This is a genomic window from Companilactobacillus pabuli, assembly GCF_014058425.1.
Classification (GTDB): Bacteria; Bacillota; Bacilli; order Lactobacillales; family Lactobacillaceae; genus Companilactobacillus; species Companilactobacillus pabuli.
Window position 1 is genome coordinate 1,367,362 of record NZ_CP049366.1, and the last position, 22,809, is coordinate 1,390,170.

The following is a 22,809-nucleotide window of genomic DNA, read 5'->3' on the forward strand; positions in this document are numbered from 1 at the left end:
TGGACCAAATCTATCATAAACAATAAAATTCTATCATAGCAACAAATCTAATTAAAGAATTAAACTAGATAAAAGTCGATTATTCCATAATTACTCTATTGCTTTAACCTTTTATATATGGTAAATTAGTCAGGTGATATTTTAAAGAAAAACATGTAGCCAAAGGAGGTCGGTCCCATGGCAAAAGATATTATTACAGGCCGTAAAACAGTGTTCGGTAACAAACGTTCACACGCTCTTAACCAATCAAAACGTTCTTGGAAGCCAAATTTGCAAAAAGTTCGTATCATGGTTGATGGTAAGCCAAAACGTGTATGGGTTTCAGCTAGAGCATTGAAATCAGGAAAAGTTACTCGTGTATAATTATCACTTAATAATTTAAAAGAGACTAACATTTATTGTTGGTCTCTTTTATTTTATCCTATAATAATCAACTAAGGGAGGGATTTTATGAAAATCACTATTGGCACTCAAAAAAATAATGACGAAGAATTGATGCAAGCTATCGTCAACGCCAAAGATGGCGACGTAATCGAACTGCTGCCTGGAACTTACTTTTCCAGAAATAATCCCTTTATTTGTACGATCAGACGTGATATTTCATTCATCGGTAAAACTTCAAATAAAGAAGACATTAAACTGTATTGTAGTTTCACAGTTGGCGCTAAAAATACTTTGATTTTTAAAAATTTAAGTATCATCTACCCTGCAAACGATGAAAATACCATGTCAGCTTACGACGGGGCTAGAGTTTATGGACAAAACATTATCATTGACCGGCAAACGAGTGACTATTGGGATACGATCTATGGACAAAATGCCTATTTTTCATTTAAAGATTCAAAAATTTTAACTGGTAAAAAAATTAAAGCTATCGGCTTGTCTTTAGAAAAGAGCCAATTATTCGCTGACAATACCGAATTTCAATTATTATTTCAAAAAGATTCCACGGTCTATTTAAAGGATTGTACTATTTTGCATAAATTTGAATTACGCCAAGGTTCAAAAACTTTCTTTAAAAATTTGACGATTGATTCAACTACTACCGACTATAAAAATGACTTAGCGGTTAAGACTAAATCTCAAATCAGTGGCAATGATCTTATTTTCGTAAACGATAAACCACAAGTAAGAATTTTGGAAAGTCAATTTGATGTTGATGACTTTCAACCAGAAACGGAGCAAATTGATTTTAAGTTCGATAAGAAATCAAAAATCAGCATTGATGGAAAAAATCTAAAAAAATAAATCTCGATAAAATGTAATTACATTCTATCGGGATTTTTTATAGTCTGTCTAAACTTTGTGCTAAATCATCAATCAAATCACTCACATCTTCAATTCCGACTGACAATCTAACTAATTGATGTGTGATACCAGCCTTTAATTGCTCTTCAGGTGAAAGTTCAGCATGAGTCATCTTGTAAGGCAACTCAATCAAACTTTCGACAGCACCCAAGCTAACAGCCAGTTGAATCAATTTGGTCCCCTCGACAAATTTAGTTGAATCCAATCCGTCGGCTAATTCAAAAGAAACGATACCACCAAAACCATCAGCTTCTTTAGCAGCTATTTCATGATTCTTACTACCAGCAATACCAGGATAATAAATCTTAGCAATTTCTGGACGAGTCTGTAAAAATTCGACAATCTTTTGAGCATTACTCAAGTGACGATCCATTCTCACTGACAATGTTTGAATCCCACGACGTACTAAATTGGAATCTTCAGGAGATAAAGTTGACCCAATAGCATTTTGATTGAAATAGATTTTATCGGCAATGTCTTCATCCTTAGCGACGGCAATACCAGCAATTACATCTGAGTGACCACTGAGATATTTCGTGGCTGAATGAATCACAATATCAGCACCTAAATCTAGTGGTCGTTGTAAATATGGTGATAGAAACGTATTATCAACGATCGTCAAAAGATTATTAGCCTTAGCTACTTTACTTACGCCAGCAACACTTGTCACGTGCAACAAAGGATTGGTAAAACTTTCAAAATAAATTGCCTTCGTATTAGGTTTGATTGCCTGTCGAATTTCATCTAAATTCTGAGTATCGACAGCAGTAAATTCAATCTGCCAACGTTTAAAGAATTCATTGATAATTCTAAAAGTTCCACCATAGATTTCCTTGCCGATAATCAAATGATCGCCTGGTTTAAAGATTGCCAACACAGCATGGATTGCCGCTGACCCTGAAGAAAAAGCAAAACCACGGCAGCCATTTTCCAACTGTGCTACTTGTTCTTCCAAATAATTTCTCGTCGGATTACCTGAACGTGCATAATCGTATTTTACCTTAGCATCAACTGATGGATAAATATAAGTTGAAGAATTGTAAACTGGAACGTTGACTGCCCCAGTATTGTTATCATTTTGTGGTTCGCCATGAACCAATTTTGTATTAAAACTTGTCATATTAATCCTCCATAAATCAAATTCACAAACTACTCTGTTATCTCACACGAGTTACTATTAGACAATAAAAATATTCATAATGGAAATTATTTGACTTATCCCTACCCCCTACGAGTAAACTATTACTATATTAATGAGGAGGAAACAAATTTATGAGTAAAATTATTGCTGTAATGGCTAATGATGTCGAGGATATCGAATACACATCCCCTAAAAAGGCTTTGACTGACGCAGGTAACGAGGTAACCCTAGTTGGAACTAAAGCTAATGAAAAATTAGTTGGTAAACATGGAACAGAATTTACCGCTGATAAGGGTATCGATGACATCAATGCTGATGATTATGATGCTTTACTAATTCCTGGTGGTTTTTCACCTGATAATCTTCGTGCTGATGAAAGATTCGTTGAACTTGCTAAGAAATTTATGCTTGCTGATAAAGCTATCTTTTCAATCTGCCACGGTCCACAACTTTTGATGCAAACAGGCTTAGTTAAGGGTAGAACTTTAACTTCATATAAGACTGTTCAAACTGATCTTTACTACGCTGGCGGTATCGTTAAAGATGAACCCGTAGTTATCGATCGTCACTTGATCACTAGTCGTACTCCTGATGACTTGGATGCCTTTAACAAAGCTATCGTTAATGAATTACAATAATTATCTAAAATAAGCTAGCCAGTTATTTAAAATTGGCTAGCTTATTTTTTTAATTCATCGTCATTCCACCAGTAACGTTGATTCCTTGTCCCGTCATATAATCTGACAATGGACTAGCTAAGAACAACACGACATTGGCAACATCTTTGGGAGTTCCTGTCCGTCCTAGTGGTACCTGGCTGTTATCTTCTTTTTCGATATCATCAGCTGTTAAACCTCTAATTTTTGCACCATCTTTTCTTTCACGATGTTTCATTGAAGTTTCAATAATACCAGGACAAACTGCATTGACATTGATCTGGTCCTTAGCTACCTCGATTGCTAAAGTCTTCGTCAAGCCAAGGACAGCATGCTTAGAAGCAACGTACGCTGACATAGCACGATAGCCATTCTTACCAGCTTGCGAGGCTATCAAAACTACTTTCCCTGGACGCTTGGCAGCAACCATTAATTTGACAATGTACTTGCTGACTAAGTAAGTTCCACGAGTATTGACAGCTAAAGTCTTATCAAAATCACTCGTCTGACTATCAATCAAATAATCCATCGTCGAAATTCCAGCTACATTAACTAAAATGTTGGGAGTAAGATTTTGAGTTTTTAGTTGAGCTGCTAAATTTTTGACGCTAGTTTCATCACTGACATCGAGATGAATTTGATATTCGAAGTCATTCAATCGTTTCAAATCATTATTTTGATATGACAAATCAGCCGCAATCACAATTGCTTTTTCGTTTTGAAAAGTTGTCACTACCTCACGTCCAATACCTTGAAAACCACCAGTGACGAGGATAATTTTTTTCTCTAAAGATGTAAATAGACTCATGATTAACCTTCTTTACTAATTTAGATTACGTGACGTTCGTAAGGGTCGTTAGAAATTCCTTCTTCAAGAATCTTCTTTGACCATTCCTTAGCTGAGAACAATGAGTGATCACGATAGTTACCACAACTGTATTTGTCAGTTCCTTGAACGTCTTTCCATTCAATATTTTCGGCAATATCTGTCAAAGCACCTTTCAAAGCTTCTGCTACTTCAGTAGTTGAATGTTCGCCCCAAGTAATCAAATGAAAACCTGTACGACAACCGAATGGTGAACAATCAATTACGCCATCCAATCTATCTCTCAAAAGTCCAGCTAACAAATGTTCAATTGTATGTAAACCAGCAGTAGGAATAGCATTCTCATTAGGTTGTACTAGACGCAAATCATAATTTGAAATTGCATCGCCCTTTGCTCCGTGTTCTTCAGTAATCAAACGAACATAAGGTGCCTTTACCTTTGTGTGATCCAATGTAAAACTTTCAACTTTAGCCATAATAATTATCTCCTTAAAATTTTATTTATTTTCTAAATATGTTAATGGTTTATTAACTTCAATCTTAGTTCCGTAATACTTTTTCTTGATGTATTCTTGAATCTTCTTGTTGTGGTAGAGCTTAACTAGTTTCTTGTAGTTAGCATTATTTTTATTCTTATCAGCAGTTGCTAGGATATTGACGTTTTCTTTGGTACTTTGATCGATTTTTTCGTGGTAGATTGAATCGGTCAAAACATGAAGTCCACTTTCCAAAGCAACTGTATTAGAAATGAGAACTACTGGTACATCATTTAAAACTCTAGGACCGGTGGTATCATCGATTTCTTTGAATTTAAGGTTCTTAGGATTAGCAGTAATATCTTTGGTATTGTCTAAAGCTCCAAAACCTTTTTTCAAAGTGATCAATCCAGCTTCTTGTAATAACAACAAACCTCGTGATGTATTGGCAGGGTTGTTGGCGATAGCAATTGTCGTTCCATCGGGAATATCTTCCACACTCTTGTACTTCTTTGAATAAATTCCTAAAGGTTCCAAATAAGTTGTTCCTAAAGCAGCCAATTTTCCTTTAGGATTTTGTTTGTTGTAAGCCTTGTAATAAGACCATGATTGGAAAGCATTGACATCGACTTGACCTTGACTTGTGGCAGAGTTTAGTTGCGCCCCATCAGTGATTTCCTTAGTTTTGATATTCAAGCCTAATTTCTTAGCTTGGGAACTCTTAGCAATGTGTTCCCAAATATCTAGGTCGGATCCTTGTGAACCAACAACTATGGTATCGTCATCGGCCGCCTTTGATTGATTTCCACAGCCGACCAATAAAATAACCGACAGTGCTAAAAGTACTGTAACAATTAAACTTTTCCCTTTTCTCATTTCCTTCTCCTCCTCTATTCTAATAATCCTCTAATTTTTCATGTTGGTCTAAGCCATAGACTTTTCATAAAAATGCCTCCTCGATTGGTTAAATAATTAATATCAAATTCTGATGTTGATTATGGGGACTGAGCTACCCCAATACGTTGTGGGAAAATTAAAAGTCCCCTTCAACGCAAAATCGCCCCTACAAAACAGACCTAAATCTGAATTGTAGGGACGATTTCCCGTGATACCACCCTAATTTATATTTTGCTTACACAAAATACCTCAACGACACTAACATGTCCGGGATGATATCGCATCCTTGCGTACCTTTGGCTTGCACCTAGGTAAGACTCCAAGCTCATCTTCAATCAACGTTCGCTCCACCTTTTCACTATCCGATGGTCACTCTTCAAACTAATAGTTGATCTACTCTTCTCTTCAACGTCTAATAAGATTAATTAATTTTTAATCGTTTGATTGGTGATTAATTTACTCTAGTAGTTTTTCTTTGTCAACGTTATTTTGAAAATAATTTCCCTTTGGCATTTAACTTTACTTTAAAAACTTCCTCAAATCCCTGATTTAATAGGCATTAAAAAAAGACATCTTCCATCAGAAAATGTCTTAAATTTATTTTTTATCTTTACTTTGAATAACTGCCACAATACCACTTTCAAAGCTAAAATCAATTGTATCTTTTACAAATTCATTACTAGCCCAGCTAACGGGATGTGCCACACTATAATCATTTAATTTGTACTTTGCATCGAACAAATTTAAATGTGTCACGGGTCCCAAATTAACGAAAGCCACGTATTTCATTGAGTTCTCATGATAAATCGTATAACGACCAGGTTTGAAGAATCTAATCGTATTCGTGGCAGATTTATAATACAACTTATCATAAAAATCTAAAAATCTAGAGTCATATGGTAAGAATAAATTAACTAGAAAATGGTCGATTCGACCACCAGTAGCTCCATAAACGTAATATTCTTGGGCATTGTACTTTTCCCTAGCTGCTAATAAACACAACTCAGAATCCGTATCATCCTTTTCAGGGGGAAACTTTTCAAAGACTGGCACATTGTCTTGAAGAAGTTTTTGTTCTTTTTTACTGATAGAATCAAAATCTCCAATTGCAATTTCAGGAATTATTCCATTAGCCATCAAATGCAAACTACCTCGATCTGCTCCAACCCAAGGACCAGGGATACCCTTAATACTTTTACTTAATTCGTCAGGGTACTCGCTAGTAGGACCCCCTAGCAAAATATTTACTCGTTTCATTGTTTTGCTTCCACAGCCAAAGAACGAATATCATCGATTCTCTTTTCTAGACCAGCTTCACCATTGAACAAATATGAACCGGCTACAAAAATATCAGCTCCAGCTCTAGCACATTGACTGATTGTGTCAGCATTGATTCCACCATCGACTTCAATTTCAAAATTGTCATCAGCAGCTGTTTGACGCAATTGATCCAAACGTTGAATCTTCTTAGTCATTCCAGAAATGAATTTTTGTCCACCAAAACCTGGATTAACTGTCATAACAAGGATTTGATCAATAATTGGGAAAAGTTCTTTTACAGTTTCTAGTGGTGTTCCAGGATTAACAACTACCCCGGCACGTGCTCCGTAACTTTTTACCAAATCGATTGAGCGATAAATGTGTTGAGTACTTTCAGCATGGATCAAGACCGTATCAGCCCCTGCATCGATCACTGGCTTAATATAAGCATCTGGATTTTCCATCATCATATGAATATCCAAAGGCTTGTCAGTTACGCGACGCATCCCTTCAACCACGCTAGGACTAAAGGACATATTAGGGACAAAATTTCCGTCCATCATGTCGATATGGAAGATATCTGCTCCCGCTTTGTCAGCAGCTCTTACATCTCGTTCCAAGTTCATAATATCTGCAGATAAAATTGATGGTGCAATCTTTACTGTCATTAAAAATCAACTCCTCAATATCTTTTTTTGTACGAATTAATTTCATTCAAAAAGTAGAGATAATTGTCATAACGACTTTGCATTATCTGACCTTCTGAAAGTTTTTCTTTTACAGCACAGTTAGGTTCATTCACGTGGCGACAACCACGAAATTGACACATGTTACTGTACTTCAAAAATTCAGGAAAAAGCTTAGGCAATTCTTCAACAGCAATATTTTGTAGATCAATTGAAGAAAATCCCGGCGTATCAGCAACCAAGCCACCTTCAATATCAAATAATGAAACTTGGCGAGTTGTATGTTTACCACGATTCAATGTTTGAGAAATTTCTGCCGTAGCCAAACCTAAATCATGATCAATATGATTTAGTAACGTGGACTTACCAGCACCCGATTGACCTGTAAAGACTGTTACTTTGTCAGCAAATGTCGCTTTTAACTTCGATACTTGTTGATCATTATAACTGTCACGATCACAAAAGACTTGATACCCCGCATGATCACGATAACCTTCTAAAGTCGTCTTTAACTTTTCATATTGTTCATCAGATAATAAATCAGCCTTTGTTAAATAAATTACGGGTTCAATATCATTATGCTCGATATTTACCAAAATTTTATCCAATAAATTACTCGAAAAATTAGGTTCCGCTGCTGAAGTTACGACAATCGCTTGATCGACGTTTGCAATTGGCGGACGAACTAAACTATTCTCACGAGGTAATATCTCCAAGATATAGCCTAAATCACCTGTAGAATCAAAACTAACTTTATCACCGACTAAAGGCTTGATTTTACGCTTACGGAAATTTCCACGCGCCCTAGTCCGTATCAATTCGTTACTTTCATCATCTAAAACATCATAAAATCCACTGATTGATTTTATAATTCTTCCTGTTTTTTCCATACATCACCTATTGACTGAACCGCCTAATACAGTCTTATTATCACGTTCGACTATATAGGATCCTGTCTGTCCATCTTTTAAATTAAAACTTAATGTTACTGGTGTATCTTCACTAATAGTCATTGTCCGATATGGCGAATTAATGCTGTGCGTAGCATCTGAAATATAAATCGTAATACTGTTATCACCACTTTCGTCATAAGGAATTGTTATATCCTTAGTGACTGTCTTAGTAGTATTCGAACTAGTATTATTGTTTGAATATTCGTCATCGCTATCAGAGGATTTCTCTGGATCTGGACCCTTAGATATTACTACTGTCAAAGTAGCACCTTGATCAACAGTTGTATTTGCATCTGGTGATTGACTGATTAATAAACCTTCTTCAATATCACTAGAATATGCATACGAAGTATCAAGTCTCAAATGACTTTCAGTAGCATAATCTTGAATACTCTTTAAATTATAACCAGTTAAATCACGGACTTTGACCGTTTTTGGTTTAACCGTTTTTACTTTAGCAATCGTTATAGTTAATGGCTTGTCTTTAGTAACGACCTTTTTACCACTCTTGATACTTTGATCAATAATTATTCCGGCCGTATAGTCATTTGTCGCTTTGTAACGTATTTTTATCTTAAATCCACGTTTCTTCAAATTAGCGGAAACATCATCATAATCTTGGCCAATCAATTTTGGCATCTTGTAATATTTAGCACCTAAACTGACTACTAAATTGACATTAGCCCCATTTTTCAACTTCAAGCCTTTAGCGGGAACTGACTTAATTACATGACCAGCTTCAACATCGTCATCATTTTCTTTAGAAATATCGCCCGTAGTCAAATTAGAACTTTTGAGCATGACATTGGCTTGTTTGACCGTTAAATTGAATAAATCAGGAACTGTTGTCTCTTGATTACTCTTAATAACCATCGCGATGATAAACAAAATCAAAACGATAGGAATAATCGAAAGCATCAAAATCATTTTCTTTTTGTGACTCATTTTGGGCTTTTGTTTAACGGGAGCATCTTCTTCATGCTTTGTGTCCATAGGCTCCATTACACGAGTTTCTTCCAAATCATTGATTGGTGTTGGAATAAACTTCGGTTCGTCACTGCGTTCAGGCATCAGACATGTGTTCAAATCTTCGCACATTTCTTTAACTGATTGATAACGCTGATCAGGATCTTTAGCAGTAGCCTTCAATACAACATTTTCCAAAGGTTGAGGAATATCAGGATCGATTTTCTTCAAATCCGGCATTTCCTCTTTGGAATGTTTCAAAGCTACTGTCACAGCTGTATCACCAGTAAATGGCACGTGTTTCGTCAATAATTCAAACAAAACAATTCCTAAAGCATAGACATCGGACAACACTGTCGCTGGACGTCCCTTAATTTGCTCAGGAGACATGTAATGCACTGAACCTAATAAAGAGTTAGTCCGAGTAATTGAACGTTCACTCAAAGCTAAGGCAATTCCAAAGTCAGATACCTTAACTTGAATTGGGTCCTTTTTCTCATCAACCAAAATATTTTCTGGTTTTAAATCACGATGAATAATTCCATGTTCATGAGCATCAGAAACAGCCATACAAATCTGCTTCATAATATCAACTACTTCATGATATGGGATTGGAAAATGTGTGCGGATATATTTCTTTAAATTAGGACCGTCAACGTACTCGATAACGATGTATTGAACTCCGTTGTCATTACCAACATCCAAAACGTTGACGATATTGGGATTGGAGAGACCACTAGTTGCCTTGGCTTCACGACCAAATCTCCTTTTAACGGATTCATCATCTTGAAGATCATACCGTAACGCTTTAACAGCAACTTTACGGTTTAACAAAGTGTCATTAGCTAAATAAACATTAGCCATACCGCCTTCACCAAGCGTACCTAGAATCTCATAACGACCGCCTACTAGGTAACCTTTTTCCATCTAATGATTACCTCCGTCGTCCTTCGTAGAAAAGAGTAAGGCGGTAATATTATCTCTTCCACCGGCAGTATTTGCTTTGTCGATTAAAAGATGACATTTTGTCTCAAGACTCATCTTCTTGGATAAAATATCTTTAATTTCATTTTCTGGAACCATGTTAGTCAAGCCATCAGTACACAAAAGAATAATGGCATTATTAACCAAATCAAAATCTTTTACTCTTGGTTGAACCGTTTGTGACACACCAAGAGTTTGTGTAATGATATTTTTTTGCGGATGATTTTCAGCTTCTTCAGGACTGATTTGCCCAGTCTCCAAAAGTTCATGAACCAATGAATGATCAACACTCAATTGTTTCAATTCATCATTTGCATAAATGTAGCATCTTGAATCACCGACATTGACGACCATCATTTTGGATCCAACAAAAAATACGCCAACCATCGTCGTTCCCATACCGTTTAAATCATCAAATTGATTCGATACAGAGACGATTCGATCGTTTTCCTTACTTAATTCTCGAATAATCCATTCACGAAGTTCACTAATTTCGTCAACTTCTGATTCCTCAAAATTATGTCCTAAATGAGATACTGCCATGTCAGATGCAACATCTCCACCACGGTGTCCACCCATGCCATCGGCCACAATTCCAAAGACAATTCCTTTTTTGTTCTTGAAAACATTCACATAATCTTGATTGTTTTCTCTGAGTTTTCCAACATCAGTTAGTAACGCATATTCCATCAGTTTAGACCTTACCTCTTTAATTTTTTCTAACGAAAGTAGCTATAAAGAAACCATCTGTAAAGTAATCACTAGGTAGAACTTTTAACATGCCGTCTTTGACTGATTTGTCCATAACAGCTTCATGCTTAACAGGTTCAAGCTCAAAGTTTTTATGATCAGCTAAGAACTTCTTTACGACTGCTTCATTTTCTTCATCATCAAAAGTACAAGTACTAAAAACTAACTTACCATTGACCTCTAATAAATCAACCATACTATCCAAAATTTGCAATTGAACTCGTTGCAAATTCATCAAATCTTCTTCTTGGCGGAAATATCTTAATTCTGGTTTTCTTCTGATCAAGCCAAGACCGGAACATGGGGCATCGACCAAAATACGATCAAAAGTCGTATTCAAGACATCTTTAGCTTTTCTGGCATCAATTGCTCCAGTACTAATGATATCGCTATAGCCCATTCTTTGACTATTATCACGAATCAACTTGGTCTTGTGTTTATGAATATCTAAAGCCGTTACTTCACCATCTTTGATGTAGCTGGCAATATGAGTAGTTTTACCACCAGGTGCAGCACAGGCATCTAAAACTCGACTATCGGGTTTTAAATCGAGAGCTGGAGCAACAAGCATTGAACTTTCATCTTGAATCGTATACAAGCCATCTTTAAATTCATCAGTATTAACTAAGTTTCCACTCTCACAGATTAACCCAACTGAAGAAATTTTGCTTGGTTTTACATCAAAACCTTTGCTTTGAAGTGTCTTTTGTAAATTCGATACCGTCGTCTTATTAGTATTAACTCGAATAGATACGTGTGAAGGTTGATTAATTGACTTCAAAATTTCCTTAGTTTTAGCCATACCTTGTTGGTCGATAAACAACTGCACGAGCCAACGGGGAACACTATAAAACTTACTCAAATCATAGACAGTATCTTTACCAGACATTTCTCTAGCACCGTGACGTTGGAAGTTTCTCAAAACAGCGTTAACTAAATTACCAGCACCACGATTGGCCTTTTGTTTGGCAATTTCAGTTGATTCATTCAAAACAGCATGTTCTGGGATCTTATCGAGATATGATAGTTGATAAATTGCTGTTTGAAGTAATAAATCTAACCACAAGTCGAGTTTCTTATCCTTCAAATAAGGTTCTAGTTGATATTCCAAAACATATTTATGTTGAATAACGCCATAGACGATATTTGTCATCAAACGTTTGTCAACATCGGACATATCCGAGTTATTCAAAATATTATTGATTTCAATATTTGAATAGGCCTTATTTTTAAAAACTCTAGTTAATGCCTCTACGGCTAGTTCACGAGGATTATTTTTCATCAATTACTTGTTGTCCTTTTTCTAGATTTTTACCTAAACCATTCATATAGTTGGCAATATCCATAATTTTTTTACCAGCTGGTTGGATTTTTTTAATAGAAACACCTTGACCATCACCAGCAACGATAACCAATTTCTTTTTACTCAAATCTGCTACTGTGCCCACAGCTTGATTGGAGTTTAATTCAATTACTTCTGTCTTATATAATTTTGTTCTTTGACCATCTAACATCATCCAAGCACCTGGATCAGGACTTAACGCACGAATTTGATTAAAGACTGTTTCGGCAGGCTTAGTAAAATCAATATGTTCTTGTTCTTTAGAAATATTAGGCGAAAAGACTACCTTGTCTGGATCTTGCTTGATAGGATTGATATCACCACTTAGAATCTTAGGAATCGTATCCAACAAAAGTTCACGACCAACGATTGCCATTTTTTCAAATAAGCTACCATTGTCATCGTCTTTTTCAATTGGCAATTTCTCTTGACTAATAATATCTCCAGCATCCATCGCTTTAACCATATACATAATCGTGATTCCAGTTTCTTTATCACCATTTATTAGTGACCATTGAATTGGTGCACCACCACGATATTTTGGCAAAAGTGAACCGTGAACGTTGATAGCAGCTACTTTTGCTGATTCCAAAAAGCTAGTTGGCAAAAATTGGCCGTAAGCAGCCGTAATAATCAAATCTGCATGCAATGCTTTTAATTCTTCGACTTCTGGACTACCAGGCAATTTAGCAGGTTGGAAAAGTTTGATGTTTTCACTTTCAGCTACTAACTTAACTGGACTCTTTTGAAGTTTTTGTTTTCTACCAACAGGCTTATCAGGTTGAGTAACTGCAGCAATTACGTCATAACCTTCTTTTAGTAATCCCCTCAAAACTGTTGCAGAAAAATCTGGTGTTCCTAAAAATATAATTTTCGTCATTCAATCATCCTCACTAATCAATGTGTTGTGGTTCATTATCGATTGCAATCGTAAAACCCTTCTTGGCATCCGCTTGGGTCTCATTTAAAATTTCAAGCAATCGTTCGTGCAATTTCGGCTCATGCTTATATTTTACAATAATTTGATAATAATATTTGTTTTGTTTCCGAGAAATCATCGTTGGACTTGGACCTAAAAGAATCGCATCTTTAGATAAAGCTGTTTGGAGCTGTTTTTTCAACCAATAAGCTTGCTTCAGAGTTTGACCTTCGTCTTGATTTGCGACACTGACCAAAGTCGTAAAATAATATGGCGTGTAATTGGATTGGTGACGTAGATACATCTCTTGTTTAAAGAAAGTTTCATAGTCTTGTTTAGCCGCGTCTTTGATTGCATAGTGATCAGGATTAAAGGTCTGAATCACTACGTGGCCAGTTTTTTGGGCTCGACCAGCACGACCACTGACTTGAGTCAACAATTGAAAGGTTCTTTCACTGGCCCGATAATCTGACAAACTCAAAGTAGTATCAGCATTAATTACTCCAACTAAGGTTACATCAGGAAAATCTAGTCCTTTAGCAATCATTTGTGTTCCTAACAAGATATCAGCCTTATGCTGTCCAAATTGTTGCAAAATCTTTGCGTGAGCACCCTTTCTTCTCGTTGTATCAACGTCCATTCGTAAGACACGAGCTTTTGGAAATAAATCATTTAATTGCTGTTCAATGTTTTGCGTCCCGGTACCATAAAAGCCGATTTTTTTACTGTGACAATTAGGGCACATATTAGGAACTGGCTCCTCATGTCCACAATAATGGCACTTCATTCTTCTCAAATCTTTATGATATGTCAATGAAACATCACAATTAGGACATTTCAAAACAAACCCACATTCACGACACATCATGAAGGATGAATAGCCTCGACGATTCAACAAAACAATCGATTGATCGTGATTATCGAGTGTTTCCTGGAGACTCTTTTGTAAAGTTGGCGAAAAATCACCCTTCACAGCTGAGTTTTCGGAATCGCGCATATCAACTATTTGTACATGTGGCAAAGTCTGATTGTTAATTCTCTTTTTCATCCTTATCAGATGATAAACGCCCTTTTCAGCCCGAGCTCTCGACTCCAAAGATGGCGTAGCACTACCTAAAACAACTGGGCATTTATTGACTTTTGCCCGCCATAACGCTACATCACGTGCATGATAACGAGGATTATCATCTTGTTTGTAACTAGCTTCATGCTCCTCATCGATAATTATTAGGCCAATTTTATTTAATGGTGCAAAGACGGCACTTCTTGCTCCCACAACAACTTTGACTTCATTGTTTTCAATTCTCGTCCACTCATCGTAGCGTTCGCCATTGGATAAACCAGAATGTAACACCGCCACTTGATCACCAAAACGGCCGACAACACGGTTGACCATTTGAGGCGTTAATGAAATTTCTGGAACTAGCATCAAAGCGGTCTTATCTTGTTGCAATGCTTTTTTAATTGTCTGTAAATAAACCTCCGTCTTACCACTACCAGTGACTCCTTCAATCAAAAAAGTCTGAGGATCTTCATTAGTAATAGCTTGAGAAATTTCATCAACAGCAACTTGTTGTTCAGACGTTAAAGCCAATTTTGTCGTTTGTTCCGGCGTGATACCAACTGGCTTACGTAATTTTGTAACTTCAACCGTTTTGAGCAAGCCATTTTTTTCTGCTGTCTTAATGGCTGATCTTGAGATGCCATGGTCTTTTTCTAAAACGTTGTATTCTATCGGTAATTCTTGTAAATGATCAGCTAGAAAAGCTAACAATTTAATTTGGGAAGAAGCATTCTTTCGCAATTTACTCTTGGCTTCATGCAGCTGGATGACATTCAAATCCGTTGTAACAGCTTGTCGTTTTACTTGAACGGCTTTATTTTTTACAACGTATTGAATGTCTACTTTATTATTCTTTCGTAATTTATTGATAAAGCGAATCGTTTGGTCATCGAGCGCACTCGTAATCTCTAGACTATCTTGATTGGATAATAATACTTTGACTTCTGGATCATCTTTTACTATTGGAATTACGAATTGTTGATATTTAGCCCGCATGACACTAGGCAACATCGTTTGTAGACAGGAAATCTGAAAAGAATAAGTTTGATCAGCTAACCAGTACGACAGTTGTAGCATTTCTTTTGACAAGACTGGTTTTAAATCTATCACACGAGTAATTGGTTTCAACTTTCCTTGAAAGTCGCTGCTGTCTTTTACTTTCATAACAAAGCCCTGGATTTTTCTCTTACCACGTCCAAAAGGTACTTCAACTCGCATCCCTGGAACAACTACTTCAGATAAACTCTCAGGAATATCATATTCAAATGGTCGATTTGTTTGCATCGTCGGTACATCAACGATTATCTCTGCTACTGACATAAAAACCACCTATTTTTCCTTAAGAATAAAAAAGCCCTCACTAATTCGCAAATCAGTGAAGGAATAATTTTATTCGTTTTCTTCTTTTTTCTCTTCTTCAACCTTTTCGGCTTCTTTTTCAAGAAGAATTGAATTAGGATCGATTTCGATTTTATCATCAGCAATTTCTTCAAATGCACGACCAACAGTTCTTGGTGATTCATAATGGCTCAATAACTCAACATCACCATTTTCCAATTCGTGAGCACGTTTGGCAGCTAGAACTGCTAGTGAATAACGAGAGTCAACTCGATCTAAAAGTTTATCAATTGATGGATAAATAATCATAAATTATCAATCTCCTATTATTTTTTTATATTGGTCAATTACGCGTGGCACTCTCAAGTGTTCACTCTTAATTATACCTTCAATTTTTTCGACTGCATTAGGTATTTTATCATTTACAACGGCATAGTCATAGCTAGTCATCATTTGAATTTCTTTTTTAGCCTTTTCCATACGTTTGTCGATTGTCTTCTCATCATCAGTACCACGGTGAGTAATACGATCTCGTAAACTTGTCAAATCAGGCGGTGTCAAGAAAATAAATACGCCATCAGGCATCTTCTCGCGAACTTGCATAGCACCATTGACTTCGATTTCTAATAACACATCAATTCCGGCATCAAGCTTTTGATTGACATACTTCAAAGGAGTTCCATAATAATGATCGACATACTTAGCATATTCAAGCATGCCACCATTTTCTATTTCCTTTTCAAATTCTTCATTTGTTCGGAAATAATAATCGACTCCATCGACTTCTCCAGGACGCATTTGACGCGTTGTCATCGAAACTGAATAATCAAATTTAATTGATGAATTCTTCAACATTGCTTTTCTAACAGTTCCTTTACCAACTCCAGATGGACCTGATAAAACGATTAACATTCCCCTTGACATAATTAAACTATCCCTACTATCTATTTTAATATTGATATCTATAATGCAATAAATTCGTATGTTTTTCAAGACTTTGAACCACGTCAAGATAAAAATTTCTTAAGAAATATAAAAATAGAGTTGCTCTTTCGAACACTTGTTCGTATAATGAAGGTACAAACAAGCGTTCGGGGGTTTAAAAATGCAAGCAAGACAATTACACAATCGTTTCACTACAAATCTAATCAACAACACCACTAGTTTTATTAATAATAATTTCGATTTTAATCTCAAGAATGAAACAAAGACTCAATTTAAACAAATGCCATTAATGCAATTACAAATTTTTGCAGAACAAAGTTTCCAAAGAAATTATTCTGTCGTTATTACAATGTTAAACGACAATCAACTTCATGGCAAATTTATTTCACAAGTTAATCAAAATAAATACGTTTTCAAAGTCAACAATAGCCTCTTTAGCATAGTTACTTTGGGCAATTTGAAGTCAATTAATTTAGTCTAAACGTTTTTGTTCGCCTTGAGCTAATTCCAACAATTCTTTAGCATGCTCTCTAGTTAAATCAGTCACCTTAGTTCCAGCCAACATTAAGGATATCGCTTCAATTCTTTGTAGATCGTCAAGCAACGAAACTTGAGTTTCAGTTTTGTCTTTGACGGTCTCTTTTTTTATCTCAAATTGAATATCACTCATAGCTGCCACTTGTGGTAAATGCGTAATACAGAGAACTTGCAGAAATTGTGAAACTTTATAAATTTTATCGCCAATCGCCTGGGCTACACGGCCGCTGACACCAGTATCGATTTCATCAAAAACGATTGTTTCGACATTCATTTTGGCAGCAATAATAGCTTCAAAAGCCAAGATAACACGAGATAATTCACCACCAGAGGCAACTTTTACCAAAGGTTTAAAATCTTCTCCAAGATTAGTCTTCAAATCAAATCTAATCTGGTCAATTCCTTTGTCAGACAAATTATTGTCATCAAGTGAACTAAATGAAACACCAAATTTAGCGTTTGGCATATACAAATCTTTTAATTGATGATTAATGGATTTCTCCAAAGACGTTGCTGTTTTATGGCGCTTCTTAGACAAATCTTTGGCCAAATCCAAGAGTTTAGTTTGCAACTGTTGAATTTCTTTTTCCAAATTAACCTCAGTGTCATCATCAATATCAATCTCTGATAGTTCTTGATGAGCTTTTTTGCCAAATTCAATCACTTCATCTAAGGTTGGACCGTATTTCTTTTTCAAATTGTCTAAAGTAATCAAGCGTTTTTGAATATTGTCTAAACGATTCTCATCAAAATCTAGATTTTCCAACTGATCAGCAATCGTCGCGGCATTATCTTGAAGTTGATAATAAGCGCCATTGACAGAATCATACAATTCTTTATATGAATCATCATAATCCATGATGTCTTCTAATTGATCTCTGACATTTCCTAAAGCATCAACGACACCAACGTTATTTTCCGATAGACCACGATAACTCTCTTGTAAAGCTGAACTGATTTTCTCAAAATTAGACAACTGATTTTTTTCATCTTCTAATTTATCATCTTCTCCAGCTTCAACTTTGGCACTGTCGATATCTTCGATTTGAAATTTTAACATGTCGATCCGTTGAACGAGATTTTGAGAATTCTTTTGAATCGTTCGTAAGCGACTACGCTTATCTTGATAATCGGAAAAAATATTTTGATAGTCCAACAAATCTTTTTGAAAATCATCATCGGAAAATCGATCCAAGATATTAATATGGTTATCTTCGTCCAGTAATTCTTGTTGTTGATTTTGACCGTGAATTTCAACTAGAAATTTGCCAACTTGTCGTAAAACATTAGTTTTCACTAATTCATTGTTGATCCGACAAACATTACGTCCTTTGCGGTTGATCTCACGCTTAATGATCAGTTGGTTATCTTCATGATTGATGCCGTATTCATCCAAAATAGCAAAAAGAGGACTACTCGATTTTACTTCAAATAGTCCCTGCACTTTCAATTGTTCTTGACCTGTTCTAATAAAATCAACTGAAGACCTGCTTCCAACTAACAATCCTAAGGCATCGATAATAATTGACTTACCGGCACCAGTTTCACCAGTTAAAGCAGTCATGCCATGATGAAAATCAATTTGTAATTTATTAATAATTGCAAAATTGTTGATTATAAGTTTTTTAAGCATAATTTCACCTATTTATTTAGATTTGAGTATGCGGCTTCCATGGTCTTTTCTATTGACACGGTATTCAAGATTTCACCATCTTGTGGCTCTTTAGGCTTTTGAATGTGCATCAAAAATTCAATATTGCCTTCGCCACCTTTGATTGGTGAAAAGTCCAATCCGGAAACGATAAAACCAGCATTTTTAGCGAAGTTAGTGATCTTTTCAAGTACCATTTGATGAACTTTATGATCTCTAACGATACCATGCTTACCAACATTTTCTGGACCAGCTTCAAATTGAGGCTTAATCAAGCAAACTGCATCAGCACCAGGCAAAATAATATTGAACATTGGTGGCAAAATTAATTCCAAAGAAATAAATGAAACATCAGTCATCGCAAATTGTGGTAAACCTTCGTGAAAATCTTCTGGTTTGCTATAACGGAAATTAACTCGTTCCATAACGACAACACGTTCATCTTTACGTAGTTTCCAAGCTAATTGGTTGTAACCAACGTCCAAAGCATAGACTTTAGTAGCACCATTTTGCAAAGCCACATCGGTAAAACCACCGGTTGACGAACCAATATCCAAACAAATACGGTCAGATAAATCAATATCAAATGACTTCAAGGCCTTTTCTAACTTGTAGCCACCACGACTAACGTACTTGGAATGAGCATTTTTAGCTAAATGAAAGACTGTCTCTGGATCAACTTTTTCGCCCGGTTTATCAAAACGCAAATTATCCTGATTATAAACTTCACCAGCCATAATTGAGCGTTTAGCTTGTTCACGAGATTCAAATAAATTTTGTTCAACTAATAAAACATCAATTCTTTTTTTTGCCAATATTTGTCACCTATTCTTTAAAATAATCCAAAAAGCTTACTAGTAAGTTTTTATCGAATTTGTCTTCCTTCAAAACAGCATTGAACGCTTCTTTAACTAATTCATTTAATTTAGTTTCAGTTGCTTCTTTGCCAATCAGATTTGGAAAAGTATTTTTGTCTGCATCCTCTCCATCGCCACAATCATCTAAGTCATCTTTCAATTGAAAAGCTAAACCAACATCTTGAGCATACAAAACTAGGTTTTTGGATAACTCATGATCTGCACAAAAGGCTCCCATAGTAATAGCTGCCATCATTAAGTCAGCCGTTTTTTCCTTATGCAAGGTAGTCAATTCACTTTCGGACAACACTTTATCTTCCATGGTAATGTCAGTCATTTGACCAGCCACCATTCCCATAGGTCCTGCATTGTGCGATAAAATTCTCACTGCTGCCATTCGTTTGTCGGTATTCAAACTAGATTTAGCAATCCAATAAAAAGCTTGTGTCAACAAACCATCCCCAGCTAGAACTGCTGGACCAACACCAAATTTCTTGTGATTGGATAACTTGCCTCGCCGATAATCACTATCATCCATTTCTGGCAAATCGTCGTGAATCAAGGAATAAGTGTGCACTAATTCGATAGCACCAGCAATATCGAAGTATTTCGGTAAGTCTTTTAACTTAACTCCGGATGAATAAGCGACAGCTAAAAACAACATTGGACGAACTCTTTTGCCACCAGCATTGAGGGAATAAAGCATAGCTTGTTTCAAAGTTTCTTGTTTAATCTCAGAATTCAATCGATCATTTAAGAATTGATTAAAATCTGGCAAAACTTGCTCGCAAAAATCAGAAAACTTTTTAATTTCCATAACTATTCGTCCTTACTTTGATCATTTTTCATATTAACTTCTTGACCGTCTTTAGTCATGATCTTAGTAACCGTTTCTTCGGCTTCACTGAGGGTCTTTTCGAGTTCCTTACTCAAGGTAACACCCTTTTTGAATTTTTCCATGGCTTCTTCCAATGGAACATTCCCAGTTTCAAGGTTTTTGACGATTTCTTCTAAATCTGCCAAATTTTCTTCAAATGTTTTCTTTTCTTCAGCCATTATTATCCTCGCTTATTTCTTTGGTTATTAATTTAACATTACCATCTTTAACTCTCAAATTCACCGTTTGATCGACTTGATAATCAGATGCCTTAGTCAACACTCTGCCCTTCTGGTTCATCGGAATAGCGAATCCACGACTCAAAGTCTTTAAAGGACTCAATGAATCTAAAGTAGCTACTTGACTATTAAATACATTACGATTTTTATTAAGGATCTTATTGATATTGTTAATCAAAATTTGATACTGGCGATTAACTTGATTGTTATAACTATAAATTTGATCACGCGGCGAAACTCTGACTAATCGATTTGCATACTGAATCAATTCAGTTTTGGAACGATTCAACGAATTATTCAAGTTTTGACGTAATTTATCCTCTAAACTATCGACTTTTTGCAAATATACTTCATAAATTCGCTCTGGATGCTGTAAAAAGACGTTCTGAGACAAAGTTTGGACACGGTCTTTGTAGTTGTTGATCAAATTATTTTGAGCGCTGTAAAGTCTCGTATGCAAGTCTTGAAGGTGTTCTAAGACATCACTCAAGACAGGTGTTGCTAATTCAGCTGCAGCAGTCGGCGTAGCAGCACGTAAATCAGCCACTAGATCGGCAATAGTCGTATCTGTCTCATGACCAACCGAACTAATTACTGGAATCTTGCTTGAAACGATAGCTTGAGCAACGATTTCTTCATTAAATGGCCAAAGATCTTCAATCGATCCACCACCACGACCGATAATGATCGTATCAAAATTACCGTCCTCATTGATTCTTTTTAGTTGAGCAACAATAGTCTTGGCAGCTTCATCACCTTGAACTTGAGCTGGGTACAAGACTAATTGCACGATTGGAAACCTTCTAGCAACGATCGTCATAATATCATGAATAACCGCACCTGATTCACTGGTTACAACCGCAATTCGTTTTGGGAACTGAGGAATCGGCTTTTTGGGCAAATCAAAAACACCCTGTTGAGAAAGCTTTTTCTTCAATTGCTCGAAAGCAACATACAAAGCTCCTAATCCAGCGGGTTCCATAGATTCGACGTAGATCTGATATGATCCAGCTGGCTCATACAAAGAAATTCGACCTTGAACGAGAACTTGCATTCCTTCTTCAGGTTTAAATTTAATTTTTTCAAAATTGCTCTTAAACATTATCGCAGAAATCTTAGCTTTATCATCTTTCAAAGAAAAATATTGATGAGCATGGGGACGTAATCGAAAATTAGAAATCTCCCCCATCAAATAGACGTGTCCCAAATAAGGGTCCACGTCAAATTTTCTCTTCAAATATTGGCTTAAAGCGGTAACTGTTAAATATTGCTCATTATCCATTTGCCCTGCCTTCGGCTAATTCAATCACTTGGTCTACTAAGGCCGTGATTGTCATTGGACCAACACCACCAGGAACGGGAGTCATCATAGCAGCCTTTTGTTTAACGTCATCAAAATCGACATCCCCACAAAGCTTGCCATTTTCATCACGATCCATACCAACGTCAACGACGATTGCTTGGTCTTTGACGTATTCTTTAGTGATAAATTTGGCCTTTCCAATGGCTACAACTAGCACATCAGCCTTACTTGTTATTTCTTTTAAGTTCTTAGTATGTGAATGTGTGATCGTTACAGTGGCATTACGATCCAACATTAAAGCAGCTGTTGGTTTTCCAACGATATTGCTACGACCAACGATAACGACGTTTTTACCATCTAAATCAACGTTGTAATGGTCAAGCATCATTAAAATTCCTGAAGCAGTTGCCGGTTTAGTTAAAGGTGTCCCAATCCAAAGATTACCAACGCTAATAGGAGTAAAACCATCAACGTCTTTTCTTGGATCAATAGCTTCAATAACTTTGTCCTCATCGATATGATCAGGAACTGGCAATTGAACGATAAAACCATCAACATTTTCATCATGATTCAATTCATCGATTTTCTTCAAAAGTTCATCTTCAGTTACAGTGGCATCAAAATGAATCAATTGAAAGTCAATTCCCAGTTTTTCGGCACGACGTTTCTTGTTGCGAACGTAAACGGCACTGGCTGAATTGTCACCGACCAAAATAACGGCCAATCCAGGAGTTACGCCCTTTTTCTTTAATTCTTCAACTCGCTTAGTCATTGTTTCATCCAAAGCTTGTGCTACTTTTTTACCCTCTAATAATTTCATACTAATCACCATAAA

24 protein-coding genes are annotated in these 22,809 nt (G+C 36.1%); 4 read left to right on the forward strand and 20 right to left on the reverse strand.

All coding sequences use genetic code 11. From position 1 onward, the window contains the following. Positions 1 to 177 precede the first annotated feature (177 nt). Together rpmB and G6534_RS06630 are read left to right on the forward strand one after the other, a co-directional pair. Positions 178 to 363 (forward strand): 50S ribosomal protein L28, encoded by a 186-nt coding sequence (rpmB, locus tag G6534_RS06625; RefSeq protein WP_010019437.1) that lies wholly within the window; start codon positions 178 to 180, stop codon positions 361 to 363. 87 nt (positions 364 to 450) lie between these two features. Continuing rightward, positions 451 to 1,248, forward strand: a complete 798-nt coding sequence (locus G6534_RS06630; protein WP_059073590.1) for a hypothetical protein — start codon at positions 451 to 453, stop codon at positions 1,246 to 1,248. A gap of 37 nt (positions 1,249 to 1,285) precedes the next feature. On the opposite strand, the gene G6534_RS06635 is transcribed toward G6534_RS06630, so the two are convergent. Beyond that, positions 1,286 to 2,428, reverse strand: a complete 1,143-nt coding sequence (locus G6534_RS06635) for a trans-sulfuration enzyme family protein (RefSeq protein WP_059073589.1) — start codon at positions 2,426 to 2,428, stop codon at positions 1,286 to 1,288. Positions 2,429 to 2,580: 152 nt separating this feature from the next. On the opposite strand from G6534_RS06635, the gene G6534_RS06640 reads away from it, so the two are divergent. Then, positions 2,581 to 3,087 (forward strand): type 1 glutamine amidotransferase domain-containing protein, encoded by a 507-nt coding sequence (locus G6534_RS06640; protein WP_059073588.1) that lies wholly within the window; start codon positions 2,581 to 2,583, stop codon positions 3,085 to 3,087. A 49-nt stretch (positions 3,088 to 3,136) separates the two neighbouring features. Here G6534_RS06640 and G6534_RS06645 read toward each other — a convergent pair whose 3' ends face one another. The 13 genes from G6534_RS06645 to gmk all read right to left on the reverse strand — a co-directional run bounded on the left by G6534_RS06645 (position 3,137) and on the right by gmk (position 16,492). Further along, the gene (locus tag G6534_RS06645) at positions 3,137 to 3,913 is read right to left on the reverse strand and encodes an SDR family NAD(P)-dependent oxidoreductase (RefSeq protein WP_059073587.1); all 777 of its coding nucleotides are present in this window, start codon (positions 3,911 to 3,913) and stop codon (positions 3,137 to 3,139) included. Between the two features lie 20 nt (positions 3,914 to 3,933). Next, the gene (locus tag G6534_RS06650) at positions 3,934 to 4,407 is read right to left on the reverse strand and encodes an S-ribosylhomocysteine lyase (protein WP_010019432.1); all 474 of its coding nucleotides are present in this window, start codon (positions 4,405 to 4,407) and stop codon (positions 3,934 to 3,936) included. Between the two features lie 21 nt (positions 4,408 to 4,428). Continuing rightward, a complete protein-coding gene (locus G6534_RS06655; RefSeq protein WP_059073586.1) occupies positions 4,429 to 5,283 on the reverse strand; it encodes a MetQ/NlpA family ABC transporter substrate-binding protein in 855 nt (284 codons plus the stop codon). A 618-nt stretch (positions 5,284 to 5,901) separates the two neighbouring features. Continuing rightward, positions 5,902 to 6,561 (reverse strand): thiamine diphosphokinase, encoded by a 660-nt coding sequence (locus G6534_RS06660; protein ID WP_059073585.1) that lies wholly within the window; start codon positions 6,559 to 6,561, stop codon positions 5,902 to 5,904. Next, positions 6,558 to 7,232 (reverse strand): ribulose-phosphate 3-epimerase, encoded by a 675-nt coding sequence (gene rpe / locus G6534_RS06665; protein WP_182082524.1) that lies wholly within the window; start codon positions 7,230 to 7,232, stop codon positions 6,558 to 6,560. The genes G6534_RS06660 and rpe overlap by 4 nt, the downstream gene beginning before the upstream one ends. Positions 7,233 to 7,246: 14 nt before the next feature. Beyond that, positions 7,247 to 8,140: a ribosome small subunit-dependent GTPase A gene (gene rsgA, locus G6534_RS06670; protein WP_182082525.1), complete on the reverse strand. Its 894-nt coding sequence runs from the start codon at positions 8,138 to 8,140 to the stop codon at positions 7,247 to 7,249. Positions 8,141 to 8,143: 3 nt separating this feature from the next. Further along, the gene (gene pknB, locus G6534_RS06675) at positions 8,144 to 10,096 is read right to left on the reverse strand and encodes a Stk1 family PASTA domain-containing Ser/Thr kinase (RefSeq protein ID WP_059073582.1); all 1,953 of its coding nucleotides are present in this window, start codon (positions 10,094 to 10,096) and stop codon (positions 8,144 to 8,146) included. Beyond that, a complete protein-coding gene (locus tag G6534_RS06680) occupies positions 10,097 to 10,843 on the reverse strand; it encodes a Stp1/IreP family PP2C-type Ser/Thr phosphatase (protein WP_182082526.1) in 747 nt (248 codons plus the stop codon). 19 nt (positions 10,844 to 10,862) lie between these two features. Further along, positions 10,863 to 12,185 (reverse strand): 16S rRNA (cytosine(967)-C(5))-methyltransferase RsmB, encoded by a 1,323-nt coding sequence (gene rsmB, locus G6534_RS06685; RefSeq protein ID WP_182083282.1) that lies wholly within the window; start codon positions 12,183 to 12,185, stop codon positions 10,863 to 10,865. Then, positions 12,175 to 13,125 (reverse strand): methionyl-tRNA formyltransferase, encoded by a 951-nt coding sequence (fmt, locus tag G6534_RS06690; protein ID WP_059073580.1) that lies wholly within the window; start codon positions 13,123 to 13,125, stop codon positions 12,175 to 12,177. The genes rsmB and fmt overlap by 11 nt, the downstream gene beginning before the upstream one ends. Before the next feature lie 13 nt (positions 13,126 to 13,138). Further along, the gene (gene priA, locus G6534_RS06695) at positions 13,139 to 15,547 is read right to left on the reverse strand and encodes a primosomal protein N' (RefSeq protein WP_182082527.1); all 2,409 of its coding nucleotides are present in this window, start codon (positions 15,545 to 15,547) and stop codon (positions 13,139 to 13,141) included. 69 nt (positions 15,548 to 15,616) lie between these two features. Next, positions 15,617 to 15,874 carry a DNA-directed RNA polymerase subunit omega gene (gene rpoZ / locus G6534_RS06700; RefSeq protein ID WP_057815128.1) on the reverse strand — a complete coding sequence of 86 codons (258 nt, stop codon included), beginning with the start codon at positions 15,872 to 15,874 and terminating at the stop codon, positions 15,617 to 15,619. A gap of 6 nt (positions 15,875 to 15,880) precedes the next feature. Then, a complete protein-coding gene (gmk, locus tag G6534_RS06705) occupies positions 15,881 to 16,492 on the reverse strand; it encodes a guanylate kinase (protein ID WP_082607430.1) in 612 nt (203 codons plus the stop codon). A 178-nt stretch (positions 16,493 to 16,670) separates the two neighbouring features. Between gmk and G6534_RS06710 the strand changes: the two genes are divergently transcribed. Then, positions 16,671 to 16,991, forward strand: coding sequence for a hypothetical protein (locus G6534_RS06710; RefSeq protein WP_059073578.1), 321 nt, complete (start codon positions 16,671 to 16,673; stop codon positions 16,989 to 16,991). Here the strand turns inward: G6534_RS06710 and recN are convergent. From recN to G6534_RS06740, 6 genes are read right to left on the reverse strand one after another with little or no spacing between them, the layout of a single operon-like run. Further along, complete coding sequence (gene recN / locus G6534_RS06715) at positions 16,983 to 18,680, reverse strand: DNA repair protein RecN (protein WP_182082528.1); 1,698 nt, start codon at positions 18,678 to 18,680, stop codon at positions 16,983 to 16,985. The two genes, G6534_RS06710 and recN, sit on opposite strands and share 9 nt — an antisense overlap. An 8-nt stretch (positions 18,681 to 18,688) precedes the next feature. After that, complete coding sequence (locus G6534_RS06720) at positions 18,689 to 19,513, reverse strand: TlyA family RNA methyltransferase (RefSeq protein WP_059073576.1); 825 nt, start codon at positions 19,511 to 19,513, stop codon at positions 18,689 to 18,691. Positions 19,514 to 19,523: 10 nt separating this feature from the next. Beyond that, entirely contained in the window at positions 19,524 to 20,372 is an 849-nt protein-coding gene (locus G6534_RS06725; RefSeq protein WP_059073575.1) for a polyprenyl synthetase family protein, read from the reverse strand. 2 nt (positions 20,373 to 20,374) lie between these two features. Continuing rightward, complete coding sequence (locus G6534_RS06730; protein WP_059073574.1) at positions 20,375 to 20,611, reverse strand: exodeoxyribonuclease VII small subunit; 237 nt, start codon at positions 20,609 to 20,611, stop codon at positions 20,375 to 20,377. Continuing rightward, positions 20,604 to 21,953 (reverse strand): exodeoxyribonuclease VII large subunit, encoded by a 1,350-nt coding sequence (xseA, locus tag G6534_RS06735; RefSeq protein WP_059073573.1) that lies wholly within the window; start codon positions 21,951 to 21,953, stop codon positions 20,604 to 20,606. The genes G6534_RS06730 and xseA overlap by 8 nt, the downstream gene beginning before the upstream one ends. Next, complete coding sequence (locus G6534_RS06740; RefSeq protein ID WP_082666891.1) at positions 21,946 to 22,794, reverse strand: bifunctional 5,10-methylenetetrahydrofolate dehydrogenase/5,10-methenyltetrahydrofolate cyclohydrolase; 849 nt, start codon at positions 22,792 to 22,794, stop codon at positions 21,946 to 21,948. Before G6534_RS06740 ends, xseA begins: the two co-directional genes overlap by 8 nt. Positions 22,795 to 22,809: the final 15 nt, after the last annotated feature.

What these genes read in the sequence shown, in the direction of transcription:
- G6534_RS06635 (WP_059073589.1), bottom strand. Translation starts at nt 2,428, where the DNA reads ATGACAAGTTTTAATACAAAATTGGTTCATGGCGAACCACAAAATGAT.
- G6534_RS06680 (WP_182082526.1), bottom strand. Translation starts at nt 10,843, where the DNA reads ATGGAATATGCGTTACTAACTGATGTTGGAAAACTCAGAGAAAACAAT.
- G6534_RS06730 (WP_059073574.1), bottom strand. Translation starts at nt 20,611, where the DNA reads ATGGCTGAAGAAAAGAAAACATTTGAAGAAAATTTGGCAGATTTAGAA.
- pknB (WP_059073582.1), bottom strand. Translation starts at nt 10,096, where the DNA reads ATGGAAAAAGGTTACCTAGTAGGCGGTCGTTATGAGATTCTAGGTACG.
- rpe (WP_182082524.1), bottom strand. Translation starts at nt 7,232, where the DNA reads ATGACAGTAAAGATTGCACCATCAATTTTATCTGCAGATATTATGAAC.
- rpmB (WP_010019437.1), top strand. Translation starts at nt 178, where the DNA reads ATGGCAAAAGATATTATTACAGGCCGTAAAACAGTGTTCGGTAACAAA.
- rsmB (WP_182083282.1), bottom strand. Translation starts at nt 12,185, where the DNA reads ATGAAAAATAATCCTCGTGAACTAGCCGTAGAGGCATTAACTAGAGTT.
- G6534_RS06660 (WP_059073585.1), bottom strand. Translation starts at nt 6,561, where the DNA reads ATGAAACGAGTAAATATTTTGCTAGGGGGTCCTACTAGCGAGTACCCT.
- recN (WP_182082528.1), bottom strand. Translation starts at nt 18,680, where the DNA reads ATGCTTAAAAAACTTATAATCAACAATTTTGCAATTATTAATAAATTA.
- G6534_RS06655 (WP_059073586.1), bottom strand. Translation starts at nt 5,283, where the DNA reads ATGAGAAAAGGGAAAAGTTTAATTGTTACAGTACTTTTAGCACTGTCG.
- rpoZ (WP_057815128.1), bottom strand. Translation starts at nt 15,874, where the DNA reads ATGATTATTTATCCATCAATTGATAAACTTTTAGATCGAGTTGACTCT.
- xseA (WP_059073573.1), bottom strand. Translation starts at nt 21,953, where the DNA reads ATGGATAATGAGCAATATTTAACAGTTACCGCTTTAAGCCAATATTTG.
- G6534_RS06640 (WP_059073588.1), top strand. Translation starts at nt 2,581, where the DNA reads ATGAGTAAAATTATTGCTGTAATGGCTAATGATGTCGAGGATATCGAA.
- G6534_RS06645 (WP_059073587.1), bottom strand. Translation starts at nt 3,913, where the DNA reads ATGAGTCTATTTACATCTTTAGAGAAAAAAATTATCCTCGTCACTGGT.
- fmt (WP_059073580.1), bottom strand. Translation starts at nt 13,125, where the DNA reads ATGACGAAAATTATATTTTTAGGAACACCAGATTTTTCTGCAACAGTT.
- rsgA (WP_182082525.1), bottom strand. Translation starts at nt 8,140, where the DNA reads ATGGAAAAAACAGGAAGAATTATAAAATCAATCAGTGGATTTTATGAT.
- G6534_RS06725 (WP_059073575.1), bottom strand. Translation starts at nt 20,372, where the DNA reads ATGGAAATTAAAAAGTTTTCTGATTTTTGCGAGCAAGTTTTGCCAGAT.
- G6534_RS06740 (WP_082666891.1), bottom strand. Translation starts at nt 22,794, where the DNA reads ATGAAATTATTAGAGGGTAAAAAAGTAGCACAAGCTTTGGATGAAACA.
- priA (WP_182082527.1), bottom strand. Translation starts at nt 15,547, where the DNA reads ATGTCAGTAGCAGAGATAATCGTTGATGTACCGACGATGCAAACAAAT.
- G6534_RS06650 (WP_010019432.1), bottom strand. Translation starts at nt 4,407, where the DNA reads ATGGCTAAAGTTGAAAGTTTTACATTGGATCACACAAAGGTAAAGGCA.
- G6534_RS06630 (WP_059073590.1), top strand. Translation starts at nt 451, where the DNA reads ATGAAAATCACTATTGGCACTCAAAAAAATAATGACGAAGAATTGATG.
- G6534_RS06710 (WP_059073578.1), top strand. Translation starts at nt 16,671, where the DNA reads ATGCAAGCAAGACAATTACACAATCGTTTCACTACAAATCTAATCAAC.